This is a genomic window from Flaviaesturariibacter aridisoli (genome assembly GCF_004343705.1).
In the GTDB taxonomy this organism is placed as follows: domain Bacteria; phylum Bacteroidota; class Bacteroidia; order Chitinophagales; family Chitinophagaceae; genus Flavisolibacter; species Flavisolibacter aridisoli.
This window is the reverse complement of record NZ_SKFH01000014.1, coordinates 44983-65427: the sequence shown is the minus strand read 5'-3', so window position 1 is coordinate 65427 and position 20445 is coordinate 44983. Positions and strand designations below refer to the sequence as shown.

18 protein-coding genes are annotated in these 20445 nt (G+C 60.0%); 10 read left to right on the top strand and 8 right to left on the bottom strand.

The window, feature by feature from the left end; genetic code table 11:
- Positions 1 to 31 precede the first annotated feature (31 nt).
- The 4 genes from E0486_RS10430 to E0486_RS10420 all read right to left on the bottom strand — a co-directional run bounded on the left by E0486_RS10430 (position 32) and on the right by E0486_RS10420 (position 7305).
- Positions 32 to 3391 carry a methylmalonyl-CoA mutase family protein gene (locus E0486_RS10430; RefSeq protein ID WP_131852114.1) on the bottom strand — a complete coding sequence of 1120 codons (3360 nt, stop codon included), beginning with the start codon at positions 3389 to 3391 and terminating at the stop codon, positions 32 to 34.
- 136 nt (positions 3392 to 3527) lie between these two features.
- Entirely contained in the window at positions 3528 to 6350 is a 2823-nt protein-coding gene (gene carB, locus E0486_RS10425; protein WP_131852113.1) for a carbamoyl-phosphate synthase large subunit, read from the bottom strand.
- A 245-nt stretch (positions 6351 to 6595) separates the two neighbouring features.
- A complete protein-coding gene (locus E0486_RS18860) occupies positions 6596 to 6760 on the bottom strand; it encodes a hypothetical protein (protein WP_165917283.1) in 165 nt (54 codons plus the stop codon).
- Positions 6761 to 6954: 194 nt separating this feature from the next.
- Complete coding sequence (locus E0486_RS10420; protein WP_131852112.1) at positions 6955 to 7305, bottom strand: hypothetical protein; 351 nt, start codon at positions 7303 to 7305, stop codon at positions 6955 to 6957.
- An 87-nt stretch (positions 7306 to 7392) separates the two neighbouring features.
- On the opposite strand from E0486_RS10420, the gene E0486_RS10415 reads away from it, so the two are divergent.
- Both E0486_RS10415 and bcp read left to right on the top strand, forming a co-directional pair.
- On the top strand, positions 7393 to 9048 hold the full coding sequence (locus E0486_RS10415; RefSeq protein WP_131852111.1) for a peptidoglycan DD-metalloendopeptidase family protein: 1656 nt from the start codon (positions 7393 to 7395) through the stop codon (positions 9046 to 9048).
- Positions 9049 to 9175: 127 nt separating this feature from the next.
- Entirely contained in the window at positions 9176 to 9637 is a 462-nt protein-coding gene (gene bcp, locus E0486_RS10410; protein ID WP_131852110.1) for a thioredoxin-dependent thiol peroxidase, read from the top strand.
- On the opposite strand, the gene E0486_RS10405 is transcribed toward bcp, so the two are convergent.
- Positions 9629 to 10660: a glycosyltransferase family protein gene (locus E0486_RS10405; protein ID WP_131852109.1), complete on the bottom strand. Its 1032-nt coding sequence runs from the start codon at positions 10658 to 10660 to the stop codon at positions 9629 to 9631. The two genes, bcp and E0486_RS10405, sit on opposite strands and share 9 nt — an antisense overlap.
- A gap of 147 nt (positions 10661 to 10807) precedes the next feature.
- On the opposite strand from E0486_RS10405, the gene E0486_RS10400 reads away from it, so the two are divergent.
- A complete protein-coding gene (locus tag E0486_RS10400; RefSeq protein WP_131852108.1) occupies positions 10808 to 11242 on the top strand; it encodes a hypothetical protein in 435 nt (144 codons plus the stop codon).
- A gap of 50 nt (positions 11243 to 11292) precedes the next feature.
- Here E0486_RS10400 and E0486_RS10395 read toward each other — a convergent pair whose 3' ends face one another.
- Positions 11293 to 11955, bottom strand: a complete 663-nt coding sequence (locus tag E0486_RS10395) for a hypothetical protein (RefSeq protein ID WP_131852107.1) — start codon at positions 11953 to 11955, stop codon at positions 11293 to 11295.
- Positions 11956 to 12024: 69 nt separating this feature from the next.
- Positions 12025 to 12360: a hypothetical protein gene (locus tag E0486_RS10390; protein WP_131852106.1), complete on the bottom strand. Its 336-nt coding sequence runs from the start codon at positions 12358 to 12360 to the stop codon at positions 12025 to 12027.
- A 623-nt stretch (positions 12361 to 12983) separates the two neighbouring features.
- On the opposite strand from E0486_RS10390, the gene E0486_RS10385 reads away from it, so the two are divergent.
- Positions 12984 to 13370 carry an endonuclease domain-containing protein gene (locus tag E0486_RS10385; RefSeq protein WP_131852105.1) on the top strand — a complete coding sequence of 129 codons (387 nt, stop codon included), beginning with the start codon at positions 12984 to 12986 and terminating at the stop codon, positions 13368 to 13370.
- A 41-nt stretch (positions 13371 to 13411) separates the two neighbouring features.
- Here the strand turns inward: E0486_RS10385 and E0486_RS10380 are convergent, their stop codons facing one another.
- The gene (locus E0486_RS10380; RefSeq protein ID WP_243697419.1) at positions 13412 to 14212 is read right to left on the bottom strand and encodes a biotin--[acetyl-CoA-carboxylase] ligase; all 801 of its coding nucleotides are present in this window, start codon (positions 14210 to 14212) and stop codon (positions 13412 to 13414) included.
- 88 nt (positions 14213 to 14300) lie between these two features.
- Between E0486_RS10380 and rsfS the strand changes: the two genes are divergently transcribed.
- The 6 genes from rsfS to E0486_RS10350 all read left to right on the top strand — a co-directional run bounded on the left by rsfS (position 14301) and on the right by E0486_RS10350 (position 20361).
- Complete coding sequence (gene rsfS / locus E0486_RS10375; RefSeq protein ID WP_131852103.1) at positions 14301 to 14702, top strand: ribosome silencing factor; 402 nt, start codon at positions 14301 to 14303, stop codon at positions 14700 to 14702.
- Positions 14703 to 14773: 71 nt separating this feature from the next.
- Positions 14774 to 16849 carry an ATP-dependent zinc metalloprotease FtsH gene (gene ftsH / locus E0486_RS10370; RefSeq protein WP_131852102.1) on the top strand — a complete coding sequence of 692 codons (2076 nt, stop codon included), beginning with the start codon at positions 14774 to 14776 and terminating at the stop codon, positions 16847 to 16849.
- Positions 16850 to 16941: 92 nt separating this feature from the next.
- Positions 16942 to 17478: a LutC/YkgG family protein gene (locus E0486_RS10365; RefSeq protein WP_243697418.1), complete on the top strand. Its 537-nt coding sequence runs from the start codon at positions 16942 to 16944 to the stop codon at positions 17476 to 17478.
- Between the two features lie 8 nt (positions 17479 to 17486).
- On the top strand, positions 17487 to 18266 hold the full coding sequence (locus tag E0486_RS10360; RefSeq protein WP_131852100.1) for a UDP-2,3-diacylglucosamine diphosphatase: 780 nt from the start codon (positions 17487 to 17489) through the stop codon (positions 18264 to 18266).
- A gap of 188 nt (positions 18267 to 18454) precedes the next feature.
- On the top strand, positions 18455 to 19246 hold the full coding sequence (locus E0486_RS10355) for a hypothetical protein (RefSeq protein WP_131852099.1): 792 nt from the start codon (positions 18455 to 18457) through the stop codon (positions 19244 to 19246).
- Positions 19247 to 19296: 50 nt separating this feature from the next.
- Positions 19297 to 20361: a mechanosensitive ion channel family protein gene (locus E0486_RS10350; RefSeq protein ID WP_131852098.1), complete on the top strand. Its 1065-nt coding sequence runs from the start codon at positions 19297 to 19299 to the stop codon at positions 20359 to 20361.
- The last annotated feature ends 84 nt before the right edge of the window (positions 20362 to 20445 follow it).

Below are 20445 nucleotides of genomic sequence, written 5' to 3'. Positions count from 1 at the left end.
TCTGATATCAGATTTCCGACATCAGACATCCTTACATATTCCGGCGGTATTGCCCACCCACTTCATACAGCGCGTGGGTGACCTGCCCGAGCGAGCAGTACTTCACCGTTTCCATCAGCTCTGCAAACAGGTTGCCGTTCCGTATGGCCACTTCCTGCAGGCGCTTCAGGGCTTCGGCGCTTTTCCCTTCGTTGCGCTTCCAGAAGGCCTGTACGTTCTGTATCTGCTGCTCCTTCTCCTCTTTGGTGGAGCGGATCACCTCGCCCGGCAGCACCGTGGGCGATCCGTTCTTGCCCAGGAAGGTGTTGACGCCGATGAGCGGCAGTTCACCGGTATGTTTCAGGTGTTCGTAGTGCAGGCTTTCCTCCTGGATCTTGTTGCGCTGGTACATCCGCTCCATGGCGCCCAACACGCCACCGCGCTCGGTGATGCGGTCGAATTCGGTGAGCACGGCTTCTTCAACGAGGTCGGTGAGTTCTTCGATGGCGAAAGAGCCCTGCGTAAAGTTCTCTACCCGGGCCGAGCCGAGCTCGCGGTTGATGATCAGCTGGATGGCCATGGCGCGGCGAACGCTTTCCTCGGTGGGCGTGGTGATGGCCTCGTCGTAGGCGTTCGTATGCAGCGAATTGCAGTTGTCGTAAATGGCATAGAGCGCCTGCAGCGTGGTGCGGATATCGTTGAAGTCGATCTCTTGCGCGTGCAGCGACCGGCCCGAGGTCTGGATATGGTACTTCAGCTTCTGCGAGCGGTCGTTGCCCTTGTATTTATGCTTCATCGCTTTCGCCCAGATGCGGCGTGCCACGCGGCCGATGACGCTGTACTCGGGGTCCATACCGTTGGAGAAGAAGAACGAAAGGTTCGGCGCAAAGTCGTCGATGTTCATGCCGCGGCTCAGGTAATACTCTACGTAGGTGAAGCCGTTGGCCAGCGTAAAGGCGAGCTGCGTGATCGGGTTGGCACCGGCTTCCGCGATGTGGTAACCGGAGATCGACACGCTGTAAAAATTGCGCACCTTCTGCTCGATGAAATACTGCTGCACATCACCCATCAGCTTGAGGGCAAACTCGGTGGAGAAGATGCAGGTGTTCTGTGCCTGGTCTTCCTTCAGGATATCGGCCTGCACGGTGCCGCGCACTTGCTGCAGTGCCTGCGCCTTCAGCTCCGCATACACTTCTTTCGGTAGCACTTCGTCGCCGCTGAGGCCCAGCAGCTTCAGGCCAAGGCCGTCGTTGCCGCGGGGCAGGCGCTCGGGCGCCGACGGGTTGTAGTATTGTGGGGCGACGGTGCCCTTGTATTTCTCGGCCGACATACGTTTGACCTCGTCCCACAGGTTATTTTGGTCAATGTATTTCTCGCACTGCTGGTCGATGGCGGCATTCATGAAGAAGGCCAGCAGCATCGGCGCGGGGCCGTTGATGGTCATCGACACGGAGGTCTTCGGGTCGCAGAGATCGAAGCCGGAATAAAGTTTCTTGGCGTCGTCGACGGTGGCGATGCTCACGCCCGAGTTGCCGATCTTGCCGTAGATGTCGGGGCGATAGGCCGGGTCTTCCCCATAAAGCGTCACCGAGTCGAAAGCGGTGGAAAGGCGCTTCGCGGGCTGACCTTCCGACACATAATGGAAACGTTTGTTGGTACGCTCGGGGCCACCTTCACCGGCAAACATCCGCGTCGGGTCTTCGCCCGTGCGCTTCAGCTCGAACACGCCGGAGGTATAGGGAAACTCGCCCGGAAGGTTTTCCTGAAGCTGCCAGCGCAGGATATCTCCCCAGTCTTTGTATTTCGGAAGCACCACTTTGGGAATGCGCGTGCCGCTGAGCGACTTCGTCACCAGCTCCTGGCGGATCACTTTGCCGCGCACCTCGTATTCGAAATAGTCGGAACCGTATTTCTTCTGCACCTCGCTCCAGCCGGCCACGAGCTTGCGGCTTTCCGGATGCAGGGCTTCTTCGTAACGGGATTTCAGTTGCTGCAGCTCGGGGATGGCGCTGACTTCCTGCTCACCGATGATTCCCGAAACCTGGTACAGCTTCGAGGCAATGGCACACTGCTCGGCTACCCAGTTGTCGTAGCTGCGGTTATTGTCGGAGATCTCGGAGAGGTAGCGCACGCGGGCCGGCGGGATCACCTGTACTTTGGTGCTCAGCACCCCAGACCCATCCCCCGAACCCTTCTCAAGGGGAAGAGGAGCGTTTGTTTTGTGAACAATCGCCGCCATAATCTTTTCAAACAACGTGTTTACGCCAGGGTCGTTAAACTGTGCGGCGATGGTGCCCACGATGGGCAGTTCCTCGTCTTTGGCGGCCCACAGCTGGTGGTTGCGCTTGAACTGCTTGCGCACATCGGCGAGCGCGTCGAGGGCGCCGGCTTTGTCGAATTTATTGATGGCCACCACGTCGGCATAGTCGAGCATGTTGATCTTTTCGAGCTGCGAGGCGGCGCCGTACTCGGGCGTCATGACGTACAGGCTGACATTGCAGTAGTCAAGAATGGAGGCGTCGCTCTGGCCCACGCCGGCCGATTCAAGAATGATGAAGTCGAAACCGGCAGCGCGGCACACGTCGAGGGCGTCCTGCACGTGCGCGCTGAGGGCCACTTCGGAATCACGCGTGGCCAGCGAGCGCATATAGGCGCGCGGCGAAGAGATGGAGTTCATCCGGATACGGTCGCCGAGGAGTGCGCCACCCGTTTTTTTCTTGGAAGGATCAACTGAAATGACCGCAATGGTCCGGTCCGAATAGGTATTGAGAAAACGACGGACGATCTCATCGGTCACCGAAGATTTACCGGCGCCGCCGGTTCCGGTGATCCCGAGCACGGGTACCTTGCCGGCGTCGGCATTGCCGGTTCCCGGCTCCCGTGTTCCGACCCCGTTCTCCGCGTTGGTGATCTTCCGCGCGATCTGCCGCACGTCCTTCACTTCCCCCAATCCCATCGGCTTTTGGTAAACACCGTTGCCATTGAGCGGGAAGTCGCAATTTTTGATCACGTCCTCGATCATGCCTTCGAGGCCCATCTTGCGGCCGTCGTCGGGGCTATAGATGCGGGTGATGCCATACTGGTGCAGCTCGGCGATCTCCTGCGGAAGGATGGTGCCGCCGCCGCCACCGAAGATCCGGATGTGGCCGCAGCCATTCTCTTCGAGCAGGTCTTTCATGTATTTGAAGAACTCCACGTGGCCGCCCTGGTAGGAAGTGATGGCGATGCCCTGCGCGTCTTCTTCGATGGCGCATTCAACGATCTCGTGCACGGAGCGGTTGTGGCCGAGGTGAATGATCTCCGCGCCTTTGCTCTGCAGGATGCGGCGCATGATGTTGATGGCGGCGTCGTGGCCGTCAAAAAGGGAAGCGGCCGTTACGATACGGATCTTGTTCTGGGGTTGATAGGTCATGGTGCAAGTAATCAGGCGCAAAGGTACGACGGAATCCTGAGGCGTCAGGCGTCAGGCGTGAGCCAAAACCGCCACGAAAAAGGCCCCGCAGCTGTGCTGCGGGGCCTTACTCACGGCTCACGGCTGACGGCTCACGTTACCGGCTCAGGTACATGCTCCGGTCTTTATACAGTTGCCGGAAGTATGGGTCGCGGAGGTCCTTGATAAAGCGGATGGCCTCACCGGTGCTCTTCATCTCGGGGCCGAGTTCCTTATTCACATTCGGGAACTTGTTGAACGAGAACACGGGCTCCTTGATGGCATAGCCCTGGAGCTTTTTGTCGTAGGTGAAGTCGGTCAGCTTATTCACGCCCAGCATCACCTTGGTGGCGATGTTGAGGTAAGGGATCTCGTAGGCCTTCGCGATGAACGGCGTCGTGCGGGAAGCGCGCGGGTTGGCCTCGATCACGTATACGGCGCCGTCCTTGATGGCGAACTGGATGTTGATGAGCCCTTTGATGTTCAGCGCACGGGCGATCTTCTCGGCATAGCTTTCCATCGTGGCCACCGTGAGCGGCGTCAGGTTGAAGGCCGGAAGCACGGCGTTGGAGTCGCCTGAGTGGATGCCTGCCGGCTCGATGTGTTCCATCACGCCCATCACGTGAAAGTTCTGGCCGTCAAACAGGGCGTCGATCTCGGCTTCCTGGCAGCGATCGAGGAAGTGGTCGATGAGGATCTTGTTGCCGGGGATGTGCTTCAGCAGCGAGATCACGGCTTTCTCCACCTCATCGTCGTTGATCACGATGCGCATGCGCTGGCCGCCAAGCACATAGCTGGGGCGCACCAGCACCGGGTAGCCCACTTTGTTGGCCACTACGATGGCTTCGTCCACGTCCGTGGCGGTGCCGTATTGCGGGTAAGGAATATCCAGTTCTTTCAGCAGGTCGGAGAAGCGGCCGCGGTCTTCGGCGATGTCCATGTTGTCGTACGAGGTGCCGATAATCGGGATTCCGGTCTCCTGGAGCTTCTTCGCCAGCTTGAGCGCCGTCTGGCCACCGAGCTGCACGATCACGCCCATCGGCTTCTCGTGGTCGATGATTTCGCGCAGGTGCTCCCAGAATACAGGCTCGAAATACAGCTTGTCGGCGATGTCGAAGTCGGTGGAAACGGTCTCCGGGTTGCAGTTGACCATGATGGACTCGAAGCCGCATTCGCGGATGGCCAGCAGGCCGTGCACGCAGCAGTAGTCGAACTCGATGCCCTGCCCGATGCGGTTAGGGCCCGACCCGAGCACGATCACTTTCTTCTTGTTCGAAACAACGCTTTCGTTGGAATGTCCTTCTTCAAACGTGCTGTAGAAATACGGGGTCTTCGCCTCGAACTCGGCGGCGCAGGTATCCACCATCTTCCATACCCGCGTCAGGCCCAGCTCCTTGCGGCGCTCGTACACTTCGTCTTCGGAGCCGTCCGTAATAATACGGGCGATCTGATCGTCGGAGAAGCCGTGCGCCTTCGCGCGGCGCAGCAGGTCTTCGGGGAGCTCGTGGAGCCAGTAGTTTTCCAGCTCTTTTTCGATGCTTACGATCTTCTGGATCTCGTAGAGGAACCACTTGTCGATGCGCGTGGCCTTGGCGATGGTATTCACCGACACGCCGAGCATCAGCGCGTCTTTGATGCGGAAGATGCGGTCCCACTTCGGGGTCTTGATGTATTCGAGCAGCTCTTCGGCGCGCATGCCGCTCTTGCCGTAGTAGCCCAGGCCCACGGCGTTGTTTTCGAGGCTCTGGCAGGCCTTCTGGATGGCCTCGGTAAAGGAGCGGCCGATGGCCATCACCTCCCCCACCGATTTCATCTGCAGGCCGAGCGTATCGTCGGCGCCCTTGAACTTGTCGAAGTTCCAGCGCGGGATCTTGACGATCACGTAGTCGAGGGCGGGCTCGAAGTAGGCGGAGGTGGTTTTGATGATCGGGTTCTGCAGCTCGTCGAGCGTGTAGCCGATGGCGAGCTTGGCCGCGATCTTGGCGATGGGATAACCCGTGGCCTTGGAGGCGAGGGCCGAGGAGCGGCTCACGCGCGGGTTGATCTCGATGGCGATGATGCCTTCCGTATCGGGGTCGAGGGCAAACTGCACGTTGCAGCCGCCGGCAAAATTGCCGAGGTCGCGCATCATCCTGATAGCGGTGTTGCGCATCAGCTGGAAAGCCGTATCCGAAAGGGTCATGGCCGGCGCCACGGTGATGGAGTCGCCGGTGTGCACGCCCATGGGGTCGAAGTTTTCTACCGTACAGATGATCACCACGTTGTCGTTGGCGTCCCGGAGGAGCTCGAGCTCGTATTCTTTCCAGCCGAGCACCGCCTGCTCTACCAGCACCTCGTGGATGGGCGATGCCTGGAGGCCGCGCTGCAGGGCTTCATCGAGGTCTTCAGGACCGTGCACAAAGCCGCCGCCGGTGCCGCCGAGCGTAAAGGAAGGACGGATCACGAGCGGGAAGCCGATCTCCTGGGCGAACTCCTTGCCTTCGAGGAACGAGTTGGCGGTCTTGGCGGTTGCTACCGGCACGCCAAGGCGGAGCATCCACTGGCGGAACTGCTCGCGGTCTTCGGCCTTGTCGATGGCCTTGATGTCCACACCGATGAGTTTCACACCGTATTTTTCCCACACACCGAGGTCTTCGGCTTCCTTGGCCAGGTTGAGCGCAGTTTGCCCGCCCATCGTGGGCAGCACGGCGTCGATCTGGTTTTCGTCGAGGATCTGTTCCAGGCTTTCCACGGTCAGGGGCAGCAGGTACACCTTGTCGGCCATCATAGGGTCGGTCATGATGGTGGCGGGGTTGGAGTTGATGAGCACCACGCGGATGCCTTCTTCGGCAAGGCTGCGCGCCGCCTGCGTACCGGAATAGTCGAATTCGGCGGCCTGGCCGATGATGATGGGGCCTGATCCGATGATCAGGACGGTTTTGATCGAAGGGTCTTTGGGCATTTCTGTAATGGGCGGGGCCTCCGTTTTCCGGCGTCTCGCGGCGCAAACCAGGATGGTGCGCTTATGAAATCCCGCGCTTGGCGCGGGATGACGACCGGGCGGCGGCCCGGGGGGCAAAACTAGGACAATGCATGTTAGGGTACCTATAAAAAAACCGCCCGAAGGCGGTTGTATATTTCAGATCTCAGATTTAAGATTCAGGATTGCTGCCCGGAATCTGGAATCCGGAATCTGAAATCAACGAATTAGAATCCTGCTTTACCCAGCGCGCCCGTTACTTTATCGAGCGGGAGTTTGCCGAGCAGCTCGCGGCTTTTATCGGCCAGTTGCTGCTTCTTTTCAGGGCTCATTTTCGAGTAGGCATAGTAGCCGGCGTAGGCCAGTCCGGCCAGGGTAAGTAAGCGTACCATAATGTTTGATCGTTTGTTTTTTACAATAAGGTTAGGCTCTATCCCATCGAAATAACATGCCAATTCTTCGGCTGCGCTCAGAATGACAATCGACTTCGCTCAGGAGGACAAAAAAATCGTTTCACTCACAATGACAATCGCATTTCCCGCCATGACCACGTAAGCACATTGTCAGCCTGAGCGCAGCCGAAGGCTCATTCGCCCATGTTCCCCGTTTGTCCACCCGCAGTGCCGGCGGCGCCGGTAGGGGAAGCGGCGGCGGAAGTGTCGCCTTTGGTCTTGCCGAACAATTCCTCGAAGAAGGATTCCACCTTGGGCATGTAATCCTTGAAGGCGTCGGCGCCTTTCGTCTTCAGTTCGTTGAAGTAGTCCACCGCCTTGTCTTCGGCGTTGAGGGCGGTATCTTTCAGCTTACCGGCCTTTTCTTTCAGCGAGGCGGCGAGCTTTTCCTTCTCCTCGTCGCTCAGGTTGGCGTACTTGTAAGCGCCGAAAGCCGCGGCGGCGCCCAGCAGGAAGGTAGCGAGGTGCTTGTTGGAGACTGACATAAAATCGTTTTTGGAAAGCGCTGCAAGAATTATTCCCCGAGTTTTGCCGGTACGAAGATTGATTTACGGCTAGGCCATTCCCCCACGATGAAGAGAAGAACACTACCCGCCCTCCTGCTCGCGGCTGCCCTGCCGGCAGCCGCCCAGCAATACCCGCAGAACTATTTCCGCAACCCGCTCGATATTCCCCTCCAGCTGGTGGCCAATTTCGGCGAGATCCGCGCCAACCACTGGCATATGGGGCTCGACATCCGCACGCAGCAACGCGTCAACCTGCCCGTGTACGCCGCCGCCGATGGCTACGTGGCCCGCGTGGGCATCGAGCCCGGCGGCTTCGGCCAGGCCATTTACATCGCCCATCCCAACGGCTACACGACGCTCTACGCGCACCTCAACGCCTTTTTCCCCGAGCTGGCGGCCTGGGTCAAAAGCCAGCAATACGCCCGCGAAAGCTGGGCCGGCGACTTTGTGCCCGAGCCGAACCAATTCCCGGTGCATAAGGGCCAGTATCTCGCGCTGAGCGGTTCCACCGGCGCCTCGCAGGGGCCGCACGTGCACTTCGAGATCCGCGATTCCAAAACCGAAAACTGCCTGAATCCCCTCCTCTTCGGGATGCCGATCGCCGACGCCGTGCCGCCATCCATCAACCGGATCGCGCTCTACGACCGCACGCGCAGCACCTGGGCGCAAACGCCGCAATACGTGAGCGCCGGCACCCTCATCCGCGTCGGGTCGCGGCGTGTGTCGTTCGCCATCGGCACCACCGACCGCTTCAGCGGCTCCAACAACCCCAACGGCACCTATTCGGCCCGCCTGCTGGCCGATGGCAGCAAGGTGTCGGAGTTCGTGCTCGACAACATTTCCTATAACGATACCCGCCTCATCAATGCGCAGCTCGACTACCGCTACCACTCGGCCGGCGGCCCCGACCTGCAGCACCTCACACCGCTGCCCGGCGCCACGAGCGTGGGCTACCACGTGTACAATGGCGACGGCACCGTGCACCTCGACGACGAGGCCGTTCACGAGGTGCTGATCGAGGCGGAAGACGCCGCCGGCAACGTCACCCGCCGGGGCCTGCGCCTGCAGTATGACCCGGCGCTGGCCCGCAGCAACGAGGCCGCCGATGGCGAGCGCTTCCTGCCCAACAACGTCAACATATTCGAGCGGCCCGACTTCGAGCTATATACCACCGACCGCACCGTGTACGATACGGTGGCCGTGGCATTCGGCAGCAGCGACGCCTTTACGGCCGGTGCGGCCTCGCCGCTATATAGTTTCCTGCCCAAGGGTGTGCCCGCCCACGATTCGGTAACGGTGCGCATCCGCCCGGCCGCTACGATGGACGCCGCCCGCAGCGCCCGCGCCGTCATCCGCAACAAAGTCGGCACCCGCACGTTCGTGCAGCGCGCCCGCTGGAACGCCGGCTGGGCGATGGCCAGATTCCGGCAGTTCGGCACCTACCAGCTGCTGGTGGACAGCGAGCCGCCTACGGTGAACACGCCGCCCGCGAACCTGCGCGGCCGCGGCTCGCTCCTCTTTGTACCGCACGACAACCTCGACGTCATCCGCTCCTTCCGCCTCGAGGTGGACAGCCAGTGGCTGCGCTGCTCCAACGATAAGGGCAAAAGCTGGCTCTATACGTTTGACGAACATTTTCCCGAAGGCACGCACGAACTGAAAGTGACGGTGGAAGACGAAGCCGGAAACGTGACGGTGAAGACGTGGACGGTGACGCGTTGAGAACGGAGCCATGAGCGGTGAACGGTTGAAGCGTTGCATTGCGCGACGGCCTGGCGCCGTCATTGCGAGCGCCCCATGTACCTTCGCGCCCAACGCTAAACTTCAAACTTCAAACGAAAAACTGTTCATGGCAACCCATTTAAAAGCCGGCGACAAAGCCCCTTCGTTCTCCGCCCCCGATCAGAACGGCAACAAAGTAGCTCTTTCCGATTTCAAGGGACAAAAAGTGGTGTTGTATTTCTACCCGGCCGACGACACGCCGGTGTGCACGGTGCAAAGCTGCAACCTGCGCGACAACTACTCCCTGCTGAAGCAGCATGGCTACCAGGTGATCGGCATCAGCCCCGACGACGTGGCCTCGCACAAAAAGTTCGGGGAAAAGTTCAGCCTCCCCTTCCCGCTCCTCGCCGACCCGAAGCGCAGCATCATTGAAAAATACGGGGTGTGGGGCGAGAAGAACATGTACGGCAACACCGTCATCGGCCTGCACCGCACCACCTTCGTGATCGACGAGAAAGGCGTGATCGCGAAGATCTTCCTGCGCCCGCGCAACAAGCAGCACGCCGAGGAGATCCTGAAGTCAGCGTAACACAAAACCCAGGGCGCGGCCCGCGGGCACATCGAGCTGCTCCTGCAAAAAGGCGGCGAAGTGGCTCCATCCGTTTTCGGCGGCATAGGTTTCGAGCGCTTCCGTGTCCACGTAACGCGGCTCCGCCTGCAACTGCTGCAGGAGCGCGCATAGCTCGTCGTCGTTGCGGTGGCTATACAGCAGCCCGCGGGCAGCGAGCGCGCGGAAGGCGCCGCAGTCGGGGCCGATGACCGTCTTGCCAAAACCCAGCGTGCGGCACAGCGCCGCCGAGCCGAGCACGGAAGCGGACTTGTAGGCAAAGAGTGCATAGCGGCTTTGCGCCAGCAGCTGCGGCAATTCTTTTTCAGCGATCAGTTCGTTGCGCAGCGTCACATTCGGGCCTGCTGCCGCCCGTACCGTTTCGTATAATTCCGGCGATGAAAAGCGGCCGGCCACCAGCACCTTTACTTCCCGCAGTTCGGGGCGCGCCGCGTGCAGGCGCACGAATTCGAGTATGCCTTTGTAGGGACTCACCGAGCCCCAGAGCACAACGTCCCAGCGGGGTGTGGCTGCCGGCACGGGCGTAAAGGCCGGCATCGGGTGGTCGCATACGGCCACGGGGCGGCGGCCCGTTACCTGCGCGGCTTCGGAGGCATGGGCCAGCACGGTATGGGCAAAGCGCCGCATCAGGGCAGCGGTAAAACGCTTTGCGCGCCAGTGATGCCTGCTGTGCGAAATGGTATTGTGCACGAACCAGACGACCTGCTTGCCGCTCAGGCGGCACCATAAAAGCAGCAGCGGCAACAGGGCCAGCTGCAGGTAGCCGAAGCGCTTGTCTGCGAGGTCTTCGATCCAGTTGAAGTATACGATATCGGTCTGGGGCAGCCGCCGCGCGAGGTCGAACAAACCGTGGGTCGTGGGTTCGTTGATGACGTGGAAAGGGCCATTCAGCGCGTCGCGCAAGCGATCAAGGTAATCATTGGCGCCTTCTGTGCGACCAAATGGGGTCTGGGGATACAGGTAGATGCGGCGTTTAGCGGACATAGGCAGGTCGGTTGGGCAAAGGTTTGTTTCGGGAGTAAGTTTTCTTTAACAAATTCTGCGCCTTTTTGCCCCAAACCGGGGTAAGGCCCGGCTTAAAATGAATTTTTACATAGTTTTTGTTTGCTGGATACGTATAAAGTCTAACCTATGCGTAAACTACTTCCCTTCCTGGCGGTGGCCGTTCTGAGCTGCAGCAAGGAGTCGACCCTCGAAGACATGAATACCGCCGGCAGCGACGCCGGCGCGACGACGACCGTTGCTTCCACGGCCCGCACTTCTGCGGTAGCTGACCTGGAGGGCAACTGGCGCCGCACCGAGACGCGCTACAACCGTGGTGATGGTAACCAATACTGGCAACCGGCTTCGCCGCAAAGCGTGGTCAAGTTCCAGAGCGGCAAGCTGTTCCCCGGCGATCACCCCTACCTCTCGCAGTTCTATGCCTATGAAGAGCGTACGCCCGGCGTTTTACACCTGACGGGCAACAGCGCTACAGCAGATGTACCTTACCGCGTCAGCGGCAGCACGCTGGAACTGACCTATCGCCAGCGCGAAGAAGTCGTAGATCGTTTCGTGAAGCTATAAGCAGCGTGAGGCGTGAGCCGTGAGCCGTGAGGCGTGAGGCGTGAGCGGCATTAATCTTCCTGCAGTAATTGCCGCACCAATCCGGCGGATTCGGGATCCGACTGAAAGCGCCGGAGCATCGCCTCGAATGGCGCGTCGCGGTACAGCGGGCTGTAGCCCGCTTCGGCCATCGCCAGGCGAAGGCGGTGGTAAGCGAAGTAAAGCACGTCGTGGGCGGAGCTGCCGCCTTTCGACAGGCGATCGAGCCGGGCTTTCTCTGACATTACTGCTTTCACGTAGCGCCCCAGGCCGGCGGCATCCATGCTGTCTACCGGGGGCAGGCGCCGCATGCGCTGCAACTCCGCTTCGTTGATAAAGGCGATGCCGGGCGTCGTGCTGTCGTTGCCGAATTCGAGCCCCCCCTCGCGGAAGCAAAAGCGGCCGGGAAAACGCCGCATGCTGTCCGCCCGCTTTTCGGCGAGCTGCAGCAGCAGGCAATCCCCCTCGGTGCGCCGGCTTTCGATGGCCATGGCCTGCCGGTATACCTCGCGCTGCGTCAGCGGCACGAGATCGAAGGTCAGGAGCTGGTTGACAATACTGTCGGCACCAATGGTAAAGCGCAGGAGGCGGTTGCGGGAAAAGCTGTACCAGTTGCCCGCGAAGCGGTCCTGCGCCGACGGTGGGGTACAGGCTCCAAGCAGTACGTAGAAGAGCAGGAGGATGCGGTTGGTCATGGGCTAAAGATACCGGGCGGCAGCACTCCTGAATCATCAATCGTGAATCCTGAATGCCTTTGCCCCGGCTTACGGGTTACCGTTGGCGGCTTCCAGCAGTTGTAGCGTGCGGTCGGACACGCGCAGGCGTTGCCAGCCGCTGCGCTCCAGAAGACCTCGCTTCCGGAGCGACATGATCAGCTTGCACACCCCGTCTTCGCTGAGGCGCAGGCGTTCCCCGATGGCGGCATAGGTGATGGGGCCCGTGTTGCGGGCCGCCCAAAGCAGCAGGCAGGCAGCCCGCCAAACGCCGTCGTTGGGCACGTTGCCCATACCGTTACGCTTCAGCAGCCTGATCAGCGCTGCTTCGGAAGGAAGTGGTGCCAGCGCCCGTACCGGCACCGGGGCAACCGGGCGGAGTTCCATGCTTGCGGGCGCGAGCATCGGAGTACCCTCCGCATGTGCACGCCCACCCGGGCCGGCGGTTGGAGTAAGACGGACCTGATCACTCCCGCCTGCATATACCTCCGGAGTACGACACATAGGCTCACTCCCACCTCCATCAATGCTCGGAGTAGGACGCGGTGTCGTACTCCCAGCTCCATTTACCGCCGGAGCAAGACGCTCCTGGTTACTCCCACCCTCTTTTAAGCCCGGAGTAAGACGGACCGGAGCACGCCCACCCTCATTGCCAATGGCGGCAGCGGACCGGTAGCGGTCCAGTTCGGATTCGAGCTCGCGGTTGCGGTCGGCCAGCAGGCGTACAATCGTATTCAGCCGCTGGAGCTCTTCGTGGAGGGAGGCGGTGTCGGTGATCATGCGGATGGGTTTAGGAGCTTAAGATACAAAAAGAAGCCCATCCCGTGCCGGCCCAACCCGGCCCATCCCCTAACCCCTTCCCGAGGGGAAGGGGAATGGCTAAAGGAACAGTTCCTCCTTCCCAAAGGGAAGGAGGTCGGAAGGATGGGCCGGGAGGGGCCGGGAATTTTCACCGCAAATACTGAGGTTTTTCACCGGGAACTACCAGACCGGCTTTTGAGGTTTGCTGTATGTACTATTACAACCCGAATCGCTTCGAGTACTACCGCGCCGAACCCAAAACCTATCGCCGGCTGCAAGAGTTTGCCAAAGCCAATCGACAGAATCCTACCCCTGCGGAAAAGCAGCTTTGGAATGCCTTGAAAGGAAAGCGACTGGCAGGATTTAAATTCCGCCGCCAATACATCATCAGTACGAGCATCGTTGATTTTGCCTGTCTTCAGCACCTGCTGATTGTGGAGGTAGACGGGTCCATTCATCTGGAACGGGACCATATGGAAACCGACGCCGAGCGTACAAAGCGCCTGGAGGCTATGGGCTTCCAGGTGATCCGGTTTTCGAATGAACAAGTACTGGAGCAACTGAATTGGGTAGAGGAACAACTCCTGGAAGCATAACGTGCTTAGGGAAAGGCGTCCCCCTTCCCCTCGGGAAGGGGTTAGGGGATGGGCCGGAGGGGCGGGAGGGGCCACACCCACTCCACCTCCCCCACCGCATACGCTTCTTCCAGCCCATGCCACAGCCGCAGGCGCCCGTCGTCGGTGACGCCCAGCACTTCGGCGCTGAAGGTCCGGCTGCCTTTGCGGAAACGCACCGTTTCGCCTTTGGCAAAGAGCACCGCGTGGTAGTCTTCCAGGATCCCCGCCGGGTCGGAGGCCAACCGGCTCAGCGAAGCTTCCAGCGCTGCGCAGAGCTCACGGGCCAGGGCATCGATAGCCCAGTCGCGGCCGGTGATCTGCCGCAGCGAAACGGCCCGGCCGGAAAGGTCGCCGAAGTCGGATTGGTTGATGTTGATCCCGGTGCCGACCACCGCCCACTTCCAGTCGGGGCCCGACAGGATGTTCTCAATGAGGATGCCGCCTGCCTTTCTGTCACGCCAATACAGGTCGTTGGGCCATTTAACAAATGTTTCTTCACCGGCATGGGCGGCAAAAAAGCGCTGCACGCCGAGGGCAACGGCGGCGCTGAAGCGAAAGGCGTCGGCGGCGCTCAGGGCGACCGGTTCTTTCCCGAACAGCACTGCCGGCTGCAAAACGAGGCTCATCGTGATGTTGGCGCCGGGAGCCGCGCTCCAGCCTTTGTGCCGCTGTCCCTTGCCCGCCGTCTGCTCGCGGGCCAGCACGGCCGTACCGTGCTCCGCCAACCCCGCATGCGCCAGGGCGGTGGCATAGTTGTTGGTGCTGTCTACCTGCTGTAGTTCGACGATAGAGGCGCCCAGGTGTTTCGGAGCGGGTGGCAATTTGTACTTATTTTTGGCAAAACTATTCCACTTCGCCGGCGTACCTTCCGGATAAGCAGCATTTTTATTAACACAAAAAGGATCGTATTTGGAACAAATAGCAGCCCTGTCGGCCCGGAAGAAGAACGTGACGCGATTGACCCGGAATTCGAAACTCTTCAAGACCATACTCAAGGCCATCCACGATAAAAAAGGGGAACACATCGTTTCCCTCGACCTCCGCAAGATCGACGAAGCCGTAGCTGATTTTTTCATCATCTGCGAGGCTACCAGTGGCCCCCAGGTACGGGCCATCGCCGATAACGTGGAAGACCTGGTGAAGCAGGAATGCGGCGAATACGTGTACCACCACGAAGGCCGGCAAAACCTCCAGTGGGTGCTGCTCGACTTCGTCAATATCGTCGTGCATGTGATGAACCCCGAAACCCGGAAGTTCTACAAGCTCGAAGAGATGTGGAGCGACGCCATGCTCCAGGAGCACCAGGACTGATGAAAAGGGCCCCGCGAGGGCCTTTGCTGCGCAGGAACCCGAATCAACAGAAGATCTATTACAACTTACTCATGGCACAAGAACCGTATAACAAGGACAGCAAGAACCGCATTCCCCGGCTTCCGGGACGCCCGGGAAGCGATAACAATTCGCCCCGAAAGGGCCCCCGCTTCAGCATCTACTGGGTCTACGTACTCATTTTCGCCGTTATCATCGGCTTTCAATTCTTCGGATCCTCCTTCACCACCAACGGCAAGATCTCGCTCGACGAGTTCAAGACGATGGTGCGCTCCGGGGAGGTCTCCCGCTACGTTATTGTCGACAACCGCGATATGGTGCGCGTGTTCCTGCGCCCCGCGGCACTGGCGAAATACCAGGGCAAGAACAACAACCGCCTCTCGGAAGAAGGGCCCCAGTTCTACTTCCGCGTAGGCTCCAACGAAGACGTGCGCAAGCAGCTCAACGACTTCTACGTGCAGGAAAAAGTGCCCGCGGAGAACATCCCCGGCTCCGACGTGGAAAACGAAACGAACTGGTTCAACGGCATCACCCAGTTTATCCTCCCCGTGCTCATGTTCATCGGCATCTGGATCCTCCTCATGCGCAAGATGGGCGGCGGCGCCGGCGGTGGCTCGGGTCCGGGCGGCATTTTCAACATCGGCAAGTCGAAAGCGACCCTGTTTGAAAAGGGCACCCGCGTCAACATCACCTTTGCCGACGTAGCCGGCCTCGACGAGGCCAAGGTGGAAGTGATGGAGATCGTCGACTTTCTCCGCAATCCCAAAAAATACACCTCCCTGGGCGGCAAGATCCCCAAGGGCGCCCTGCTGGTAGGCCCTCCGGGCACCGGTAAGACGCTCCTGGCCAAGGCCATGGCCGGCGAGGCCCAGGTTCCCTTCTTCTCGCTGTCGGGCTCCGACTTCGTGGAAATGTTCGTCGGCGTGGGCGCTTCCCGCGTGCGCGACCTCTTCCGCCAGGCCCGCGAAAAAGCACCCTGCGTGATCTTCATCGACGAGATCGACGCCATCGGCCGCGCCCGCGGCAAGAACATGATGATGAGCAACGACGAGCGCGAATCGACCCTCAACCAGCTGCTGGTAGAGATGGACGGCTTCGGCACCGACTCGGGCATCATCGTGCTGGCCGCCACCAACCGCCCCGACGTGCTCGACACGGCCCTGCTCCGCCCCGGCCGCTTCGACCGCCAGGTGTCCATCGACAAACCCGATCTCAAAGGACGCGAAGCCATCTTCAAAGTGCACCTGAAGCCGATCAAAGTATCGGAGAAGGTCGACATCCACAAGATTGCCGAACAAACGCCGGGCTTCGCCGGCGCCGATATCGCCAACGTATGTAACGAAGCCGCCCTCATCGCCGCCCGCAAGGGCAAGACCGCGGTGGACATGAGCGACTTCCAGGACGCCGTGGACCGTGTGATCGGTGGCCTCGAGAAAAAGAACAAGATCATCTCCCCCGAGGAAAAGAAGATCATTGCCTACCACGAGGCCGGCCACGCCATCTGCGGCTGGTACCTCGAGCACGCCTACCCGCTGCTGAAGGTAACGATCGTGCCCCGCGGCACCGCCGCCCTCGGCTACGCCCAGTACACGCCCAAAGAGCAGTACCTCTATAACACCGACCAGCTCGGCGACCAGATCTGCATGACCCTCGGCGGCCGCGCGGCCGAAGAGATCTTCTTCGGAAAGATCTCCACCGGCGCCCAGAACGACCTGCAGCAGATCACCCGCATCGCCTACTCGATGGTGACGATCTACGGTATGAACGACAAGGTGGGCAACGTATCTTTCTACGACCCGCAGAGTGACAACTCCTTCCAGAAGCCCTACTCGGACGAGACCGCCAAGATCATCGACGAGGAAGTGCGCAAGCTGATCGACGAGGCTTACATACGTACGAAGAACCTGCTTACGGACAAGCGCGCCCAGGTAGAGCTCCTCGCCGAGAAGCTGCTCGACAAGGAAGTCCTCTTCCAGAGCGACGTGGAAGCCCTCATCGGCGCCCGTCCCTTCGGCACGCACAAGCCCCTCGCCGAGGAAGGCATCGAATCGACCCCGGATGGCGGCATCTCCGAAGGTGTACCGCCCTTCGACCCGGGTATTATGAACCAGCAACCCAGCAGCAAATGAGCGGGTCCAAGAACAGCATATTCAAGAAAATCAGGATGGCGTTGACACAATCAACGCCAATTCCTTTTCCAAAAAGCGAAGGCAGCGACCCTGTGGTGCAGCCCCAGCCGGAGGAAGATATCGTGGTCACCTTTGCCGAGGAGTTTACGAAGCTCCAGGGCAAATTCGCCTTTTGTCTCAACGATGAGGAGCTGCGCCGCGGCTTCGAGGCGCTGCGCGCCGCCCACGACTGGACGAAGATCTACGTGCCGCCGGGCCTGTTGCCCGGCCTTGTGCCCGACGGCTACCTGACCGGCGACATCGTGCACTGCGACGCCTCGATCACCGATTGCGAAGCCCTCGTGGCCCGCACGGGCACCATCGTGCTGAGCGCGAAGAACGGCGGCCGCGTGGCCTCGGTGTACGCACCGGTGCACGTGTGCGTGGCCCGCGCCTCGCAGCTCGTATACGACCTCGGCGACGCCCTCAAGGTGCTGCAGCAGCGCTACGACGGCCGCCTGCCCTCGCAGATCTCTTTCGCCACCGGCCCCAGCCGCACCGCCGACATCGAGAAAACCCTCGTCACCGGCGTGCACGGCCCCAAGGAAGTGTACCTGTTTTTAGTTGACGATCTGACCCCAACGCCGTAACCTTGCGCATGCAACTGCCCCCCGGAAAAAAGGTCTATTTTCTTTCCGATTTCCACCTGGGCGCGCCGGATCACGAACGGAGCCTCGAGCGCGAGCGCCTCATCGTGCGCTTTCTCGACGAGGCAAAGCGCGACGCCGCCGTCATCTTCATCGTGGGCGACGTTTTCGACTTCTGGTACGAATACAAATACGTGGTGCCGAAAGGCTATGTGCGCCTGCTGGGCAAGTGGGCCGAGATCACCGACAGCGGCATTCCCATCCACTTCTTCGTGGGTAACCACGACATGTGGATGAAGAACTATTTCGAGAAAGAGCTGAACACGCCGGTGTATTACGAAGCGAAGGAGTTTACGTTCAACGACCGGCTTTTCCACGTGGCCCACGGCGACGGCCTCGGCCCCGGCGATCACGGTTACAAGGCGCTGAAGAAGCTGTTTCGCAACCCCGTGGCCCAATGGGGCTTCGGCATCCTGCCCCCGCTGATCGGGATGGGGCTCGCCGACTACTTCAGCCGAAAAAGCCGCGGCGGCGACCACTCCGAAGAAACCTTTCACGGCGCCGACAACGAATGGCTCATCACCTACAGCCGCGAGGTGCTCCAGCAAAAAAAAGTGGATTATTTCGTATACGGACATAGACACCTGCCCATCGATTTTCGTCTCAATGAAGAGAGCCGCTACATCAACCTCGGCGACTGGGTGATCTACTTCACCTACGCGGTGTTTGACGGGACCGAGCTCGAACTCAAATCGTATACGGGTATGGATGAAAAAATTGTAAGAGGATGAGGCGAGCACTTCCTTACGGGTCGTCATTGCGAGGGTTGGAGCAAAGCGGAGACCCGAAGCAATCTGCTTCCCGTTTTGGTGGGTGCCTGGCGCCGCAAACAGCATCGCCCACATGTTGTAGCAGATTGCTTCGCCTTGCTCGCAATGACGTCCGTCGCGGGCATCGCGCCTTCTTCATTCGTTATTCCTTGTTCCTTGTTCTCCTGTTGCCCTTCGTTGCGCACGCCCAGGACTCGGCCTTCACCCTCCTCCGCACCGTCCGCGTGGAAGCCACCGACTTCGCCGTGGATGGTCTTGAAAACCTTTACGTCGTAACCCCCACCGGCCTGCTGAAGAAGTACGGCCCCGCGGGCGACTCCGTGGCCGTGTTCAACAACGTGCGCCGCTTCGGGCGCCTCTATAGCCTCGATGTGAGCAACCCGCTGCGCCCGCTGCTGTTTTACAAGGACTTCTCCACCGTGGTGCTCCTCGACCGGCTGCTGTCGCAAAAGGCGGTGCTCGACCTGCGGCGCGCGCGCATTGCACAAGCCACCGCGGCAGCCACCTCCTACGACAACAACATCTGGATCTTCGATGCCGTGGAGGCCAAGCTCCGCAAGCTCGATGAGTCGGGGCGCCTGCTGATGGAAACCCCCGACTTCCGACAGCTGTTCTCCTTCGATTTCGTACCCGAAAAGATCGTTGATGGCGACAAGGCCGTGTACCTCTTCGACCCGCGCGCGGGCGTGCTGGTGTTTGACTACTATGGCACCTACCAGCGTCGCTACCCCGTGGAAAGCTGGGCCCTGCTGGGCGTGCTCGACCGCCAGTTGATCGGGGTGCAGGGCGGCAGCCTCGTGCTGCTCAACACGGGCACCCTGCTGCAGCGACAATACCAGTTTCCGTCGTCGTTTGGCGGCTTCCAGCGCTACCTCGTGGGCAAGAGCAAGCTCTTTGCGTTGGGAAAGGATTCGGTGAATGTGTACCGGGTTGGGTTTTAGCACGCGGAATACAAAACCCTCAGAACCCACACCCCTACCTTTGACGCGTTATGGGGGATTTTTTTCATTACGTCATCGGCAACAATACCATCGGTGCTTACCTCTGGGCGATCGGCATCATCTTCTTCGTGTTCCTGCTGAAAAGGCCGGTATCGCGCGGTCTGGCGGCGCTGGCCTGCCGTGCCTTCGGCCGCATCTGGAAAAATTTCGACAGCAAAACCTTCGTCGACCTCGTGGTGCATCCCCTCGGCGTGTTCCTGGTGATCACTGTTTCGATCGTGACCCTTTATCGCCTCCATTTCCCGCAGGAGCTCAACCTGGAGTTGTATAAATACAACCTCAGGCAGGTGATGCTGGCTCTCGGCATCATGCTCCAGATCGGGGCGCTCACCTGGCTCATCCTGCGCAGCATCGACTTCATTGCGGTACTGCTGCAGCAGCACGGCAACGGCAAGCCGGCGCAGAGCGAGTACCAGCTCATCGTGTTCTTCCGCGACTTCCTGAAGGTCGTCGTAGGCATCCTGGGCGGACTGCTCATCCTGCGTTTCGCCTTTGGCTATAACATCAGCACGCTGCTCACCGGCCTCAGCATCGTAGGGGCCGCCATCGCCCTGGCGCTGCGGGAAAGCCTCGAGAACCTCATCGCCTCCTTCGTCATTTTCTTCGACAAGCCCTTTACCATCGGCGACTTCGTAAAAGTCCAAAGCATTGCCGGCAACGTGGAGAAGATCGGGCTCCGGAGCACGCGCATCCGCACCGCCGACAAAAGCTATGTGACCGTGCCCAACAAGCAGATGGTGGATTCCATCCTTGACAACGTATCGCTGCGCACGCAGCTTCGCGGCTACCTCGAGCTGAACATACACGTGCATACGCCCCCGGCCCGAACCGAACAATTGTTGCAGGATGTACGCGGCTTCCTGAAAGAACAAAAAACCGTTCAGGCGTTTACCGTCGCACTCTCCGACATCCGGCCGAACACCATCATTTCCACCATTGAATACTTTACGGGCGCGATCGACAACGCGCAGTTCGTGGCCCTAAAGCAGGAGCTCAACTTCTTTGTGCTTCGCAGGATGGAGACGCTGCAGATCCAGATTGCGGTGCAGCCGTAGAACAGTTTGGAGTTTGTGGTTTGTAGTTGGTAGTTGGTAGTTGGCTTGCGCTCGCATAAGAAAGCCCAGCGTTGCGCTGGGCTT

Bases quoted from the DNA above. Each gene is read 5' to 3' on its own strand.
- E0486_RS10350 (WP_131852098.1), top strand. From the start codon at position 19,297: ATGGGGGATTTTTTTCATTACGTCATCGGCAACAATACCATCGGTGCT.
- E0486_RS10360 (WP_131852100.1), top strand. From the start codon at position 17,487: ATGCAACTGCCCCCCGGAAAAAAGGTCTATTTTCTTTCCGATTTCCAC.
- E0486_RS18860 (WP_165917283.1), bottom strand. From the start codon at position 6,760: ATGGTACGCTTACTTACCCTGGCCGGACTGGCCTACGCCGGCTACTAT.
- E0486_RS10395 (WP_131852107.1), bottom strand. From the start codon at position 11,955: ATGACCAACCGCATCCTCCTGCTCTTCTACGTACTGCTTGGAGCCTGT.
- E0486_RS10430 (WP_131852114.1), bottom strand. From the start codon at position 3,391: ATGACCTATCAACCCCAGAACAAGATCCGTATCGTAACGGCCGCTTCC.
- bcp (WP_131852110.1), top strand. From the start codon at position 9,176: ATGGCAACCCATTTAAAAGCCGGCGACAAAGCCCCTTCGTTCTCCGCC.
- E0486_RS10405 (WP_131852109.1), bottom strand. From the start codon at position 10,660: ATGTCCGCTAAACGCCGCATCTACCTGTATCCCCAGACCCCATTTGGT.
- carB (WP_131852113.1), bottom strand. From the start codon at position 6,350: ATGCCCAAAGACCCTTCGATCAAAACCGTCCTGATCATCGGATCAGGC.
- E0486_RS10385 (WP_131852105.1), top strand. From the start codon at position 12,984: ATGTACTATTACAACCCGAATCGCTTCGAGTACTACCGCGCCGAACCC.
- E0486_RS10400 (WP_131852108.1), top strand. From the start codon at position 10,808: ATGCGTAAACTACTTCCCTTCCTGGCGGTGGCCGTTCTGAGCTGCAGC.
- E0486_RS10415 (WP_131852111.1), top strand. From the start codon at position 7,393: ATGAAGAGAAGAACACTACCCGCCCTCCTGCTCGCGGCTGCCCTGCCG.
- ftsH (WP_131852102.1), top strand. From the start codon at position 14,774: ATGGCACAAGAACCGTATAACAAGGACAGCAAGAACCGCATTCCCCGG.
- E0486_RS10390 (WP_131852106.1), bottom strand. From the start codon at position 12,360: ATGGAACTCCGCCCGGTTGCCCCGGTGCCGGTACGGGCGCTGGCACCA.
- E0486_RS10420 (WP_131852112.1), bottom strand. From the start codon at position 7,305: ATGTCAGTCTCCAACAAGCACCTCGCTACCTTCCTGCTGGGCGCCGCC.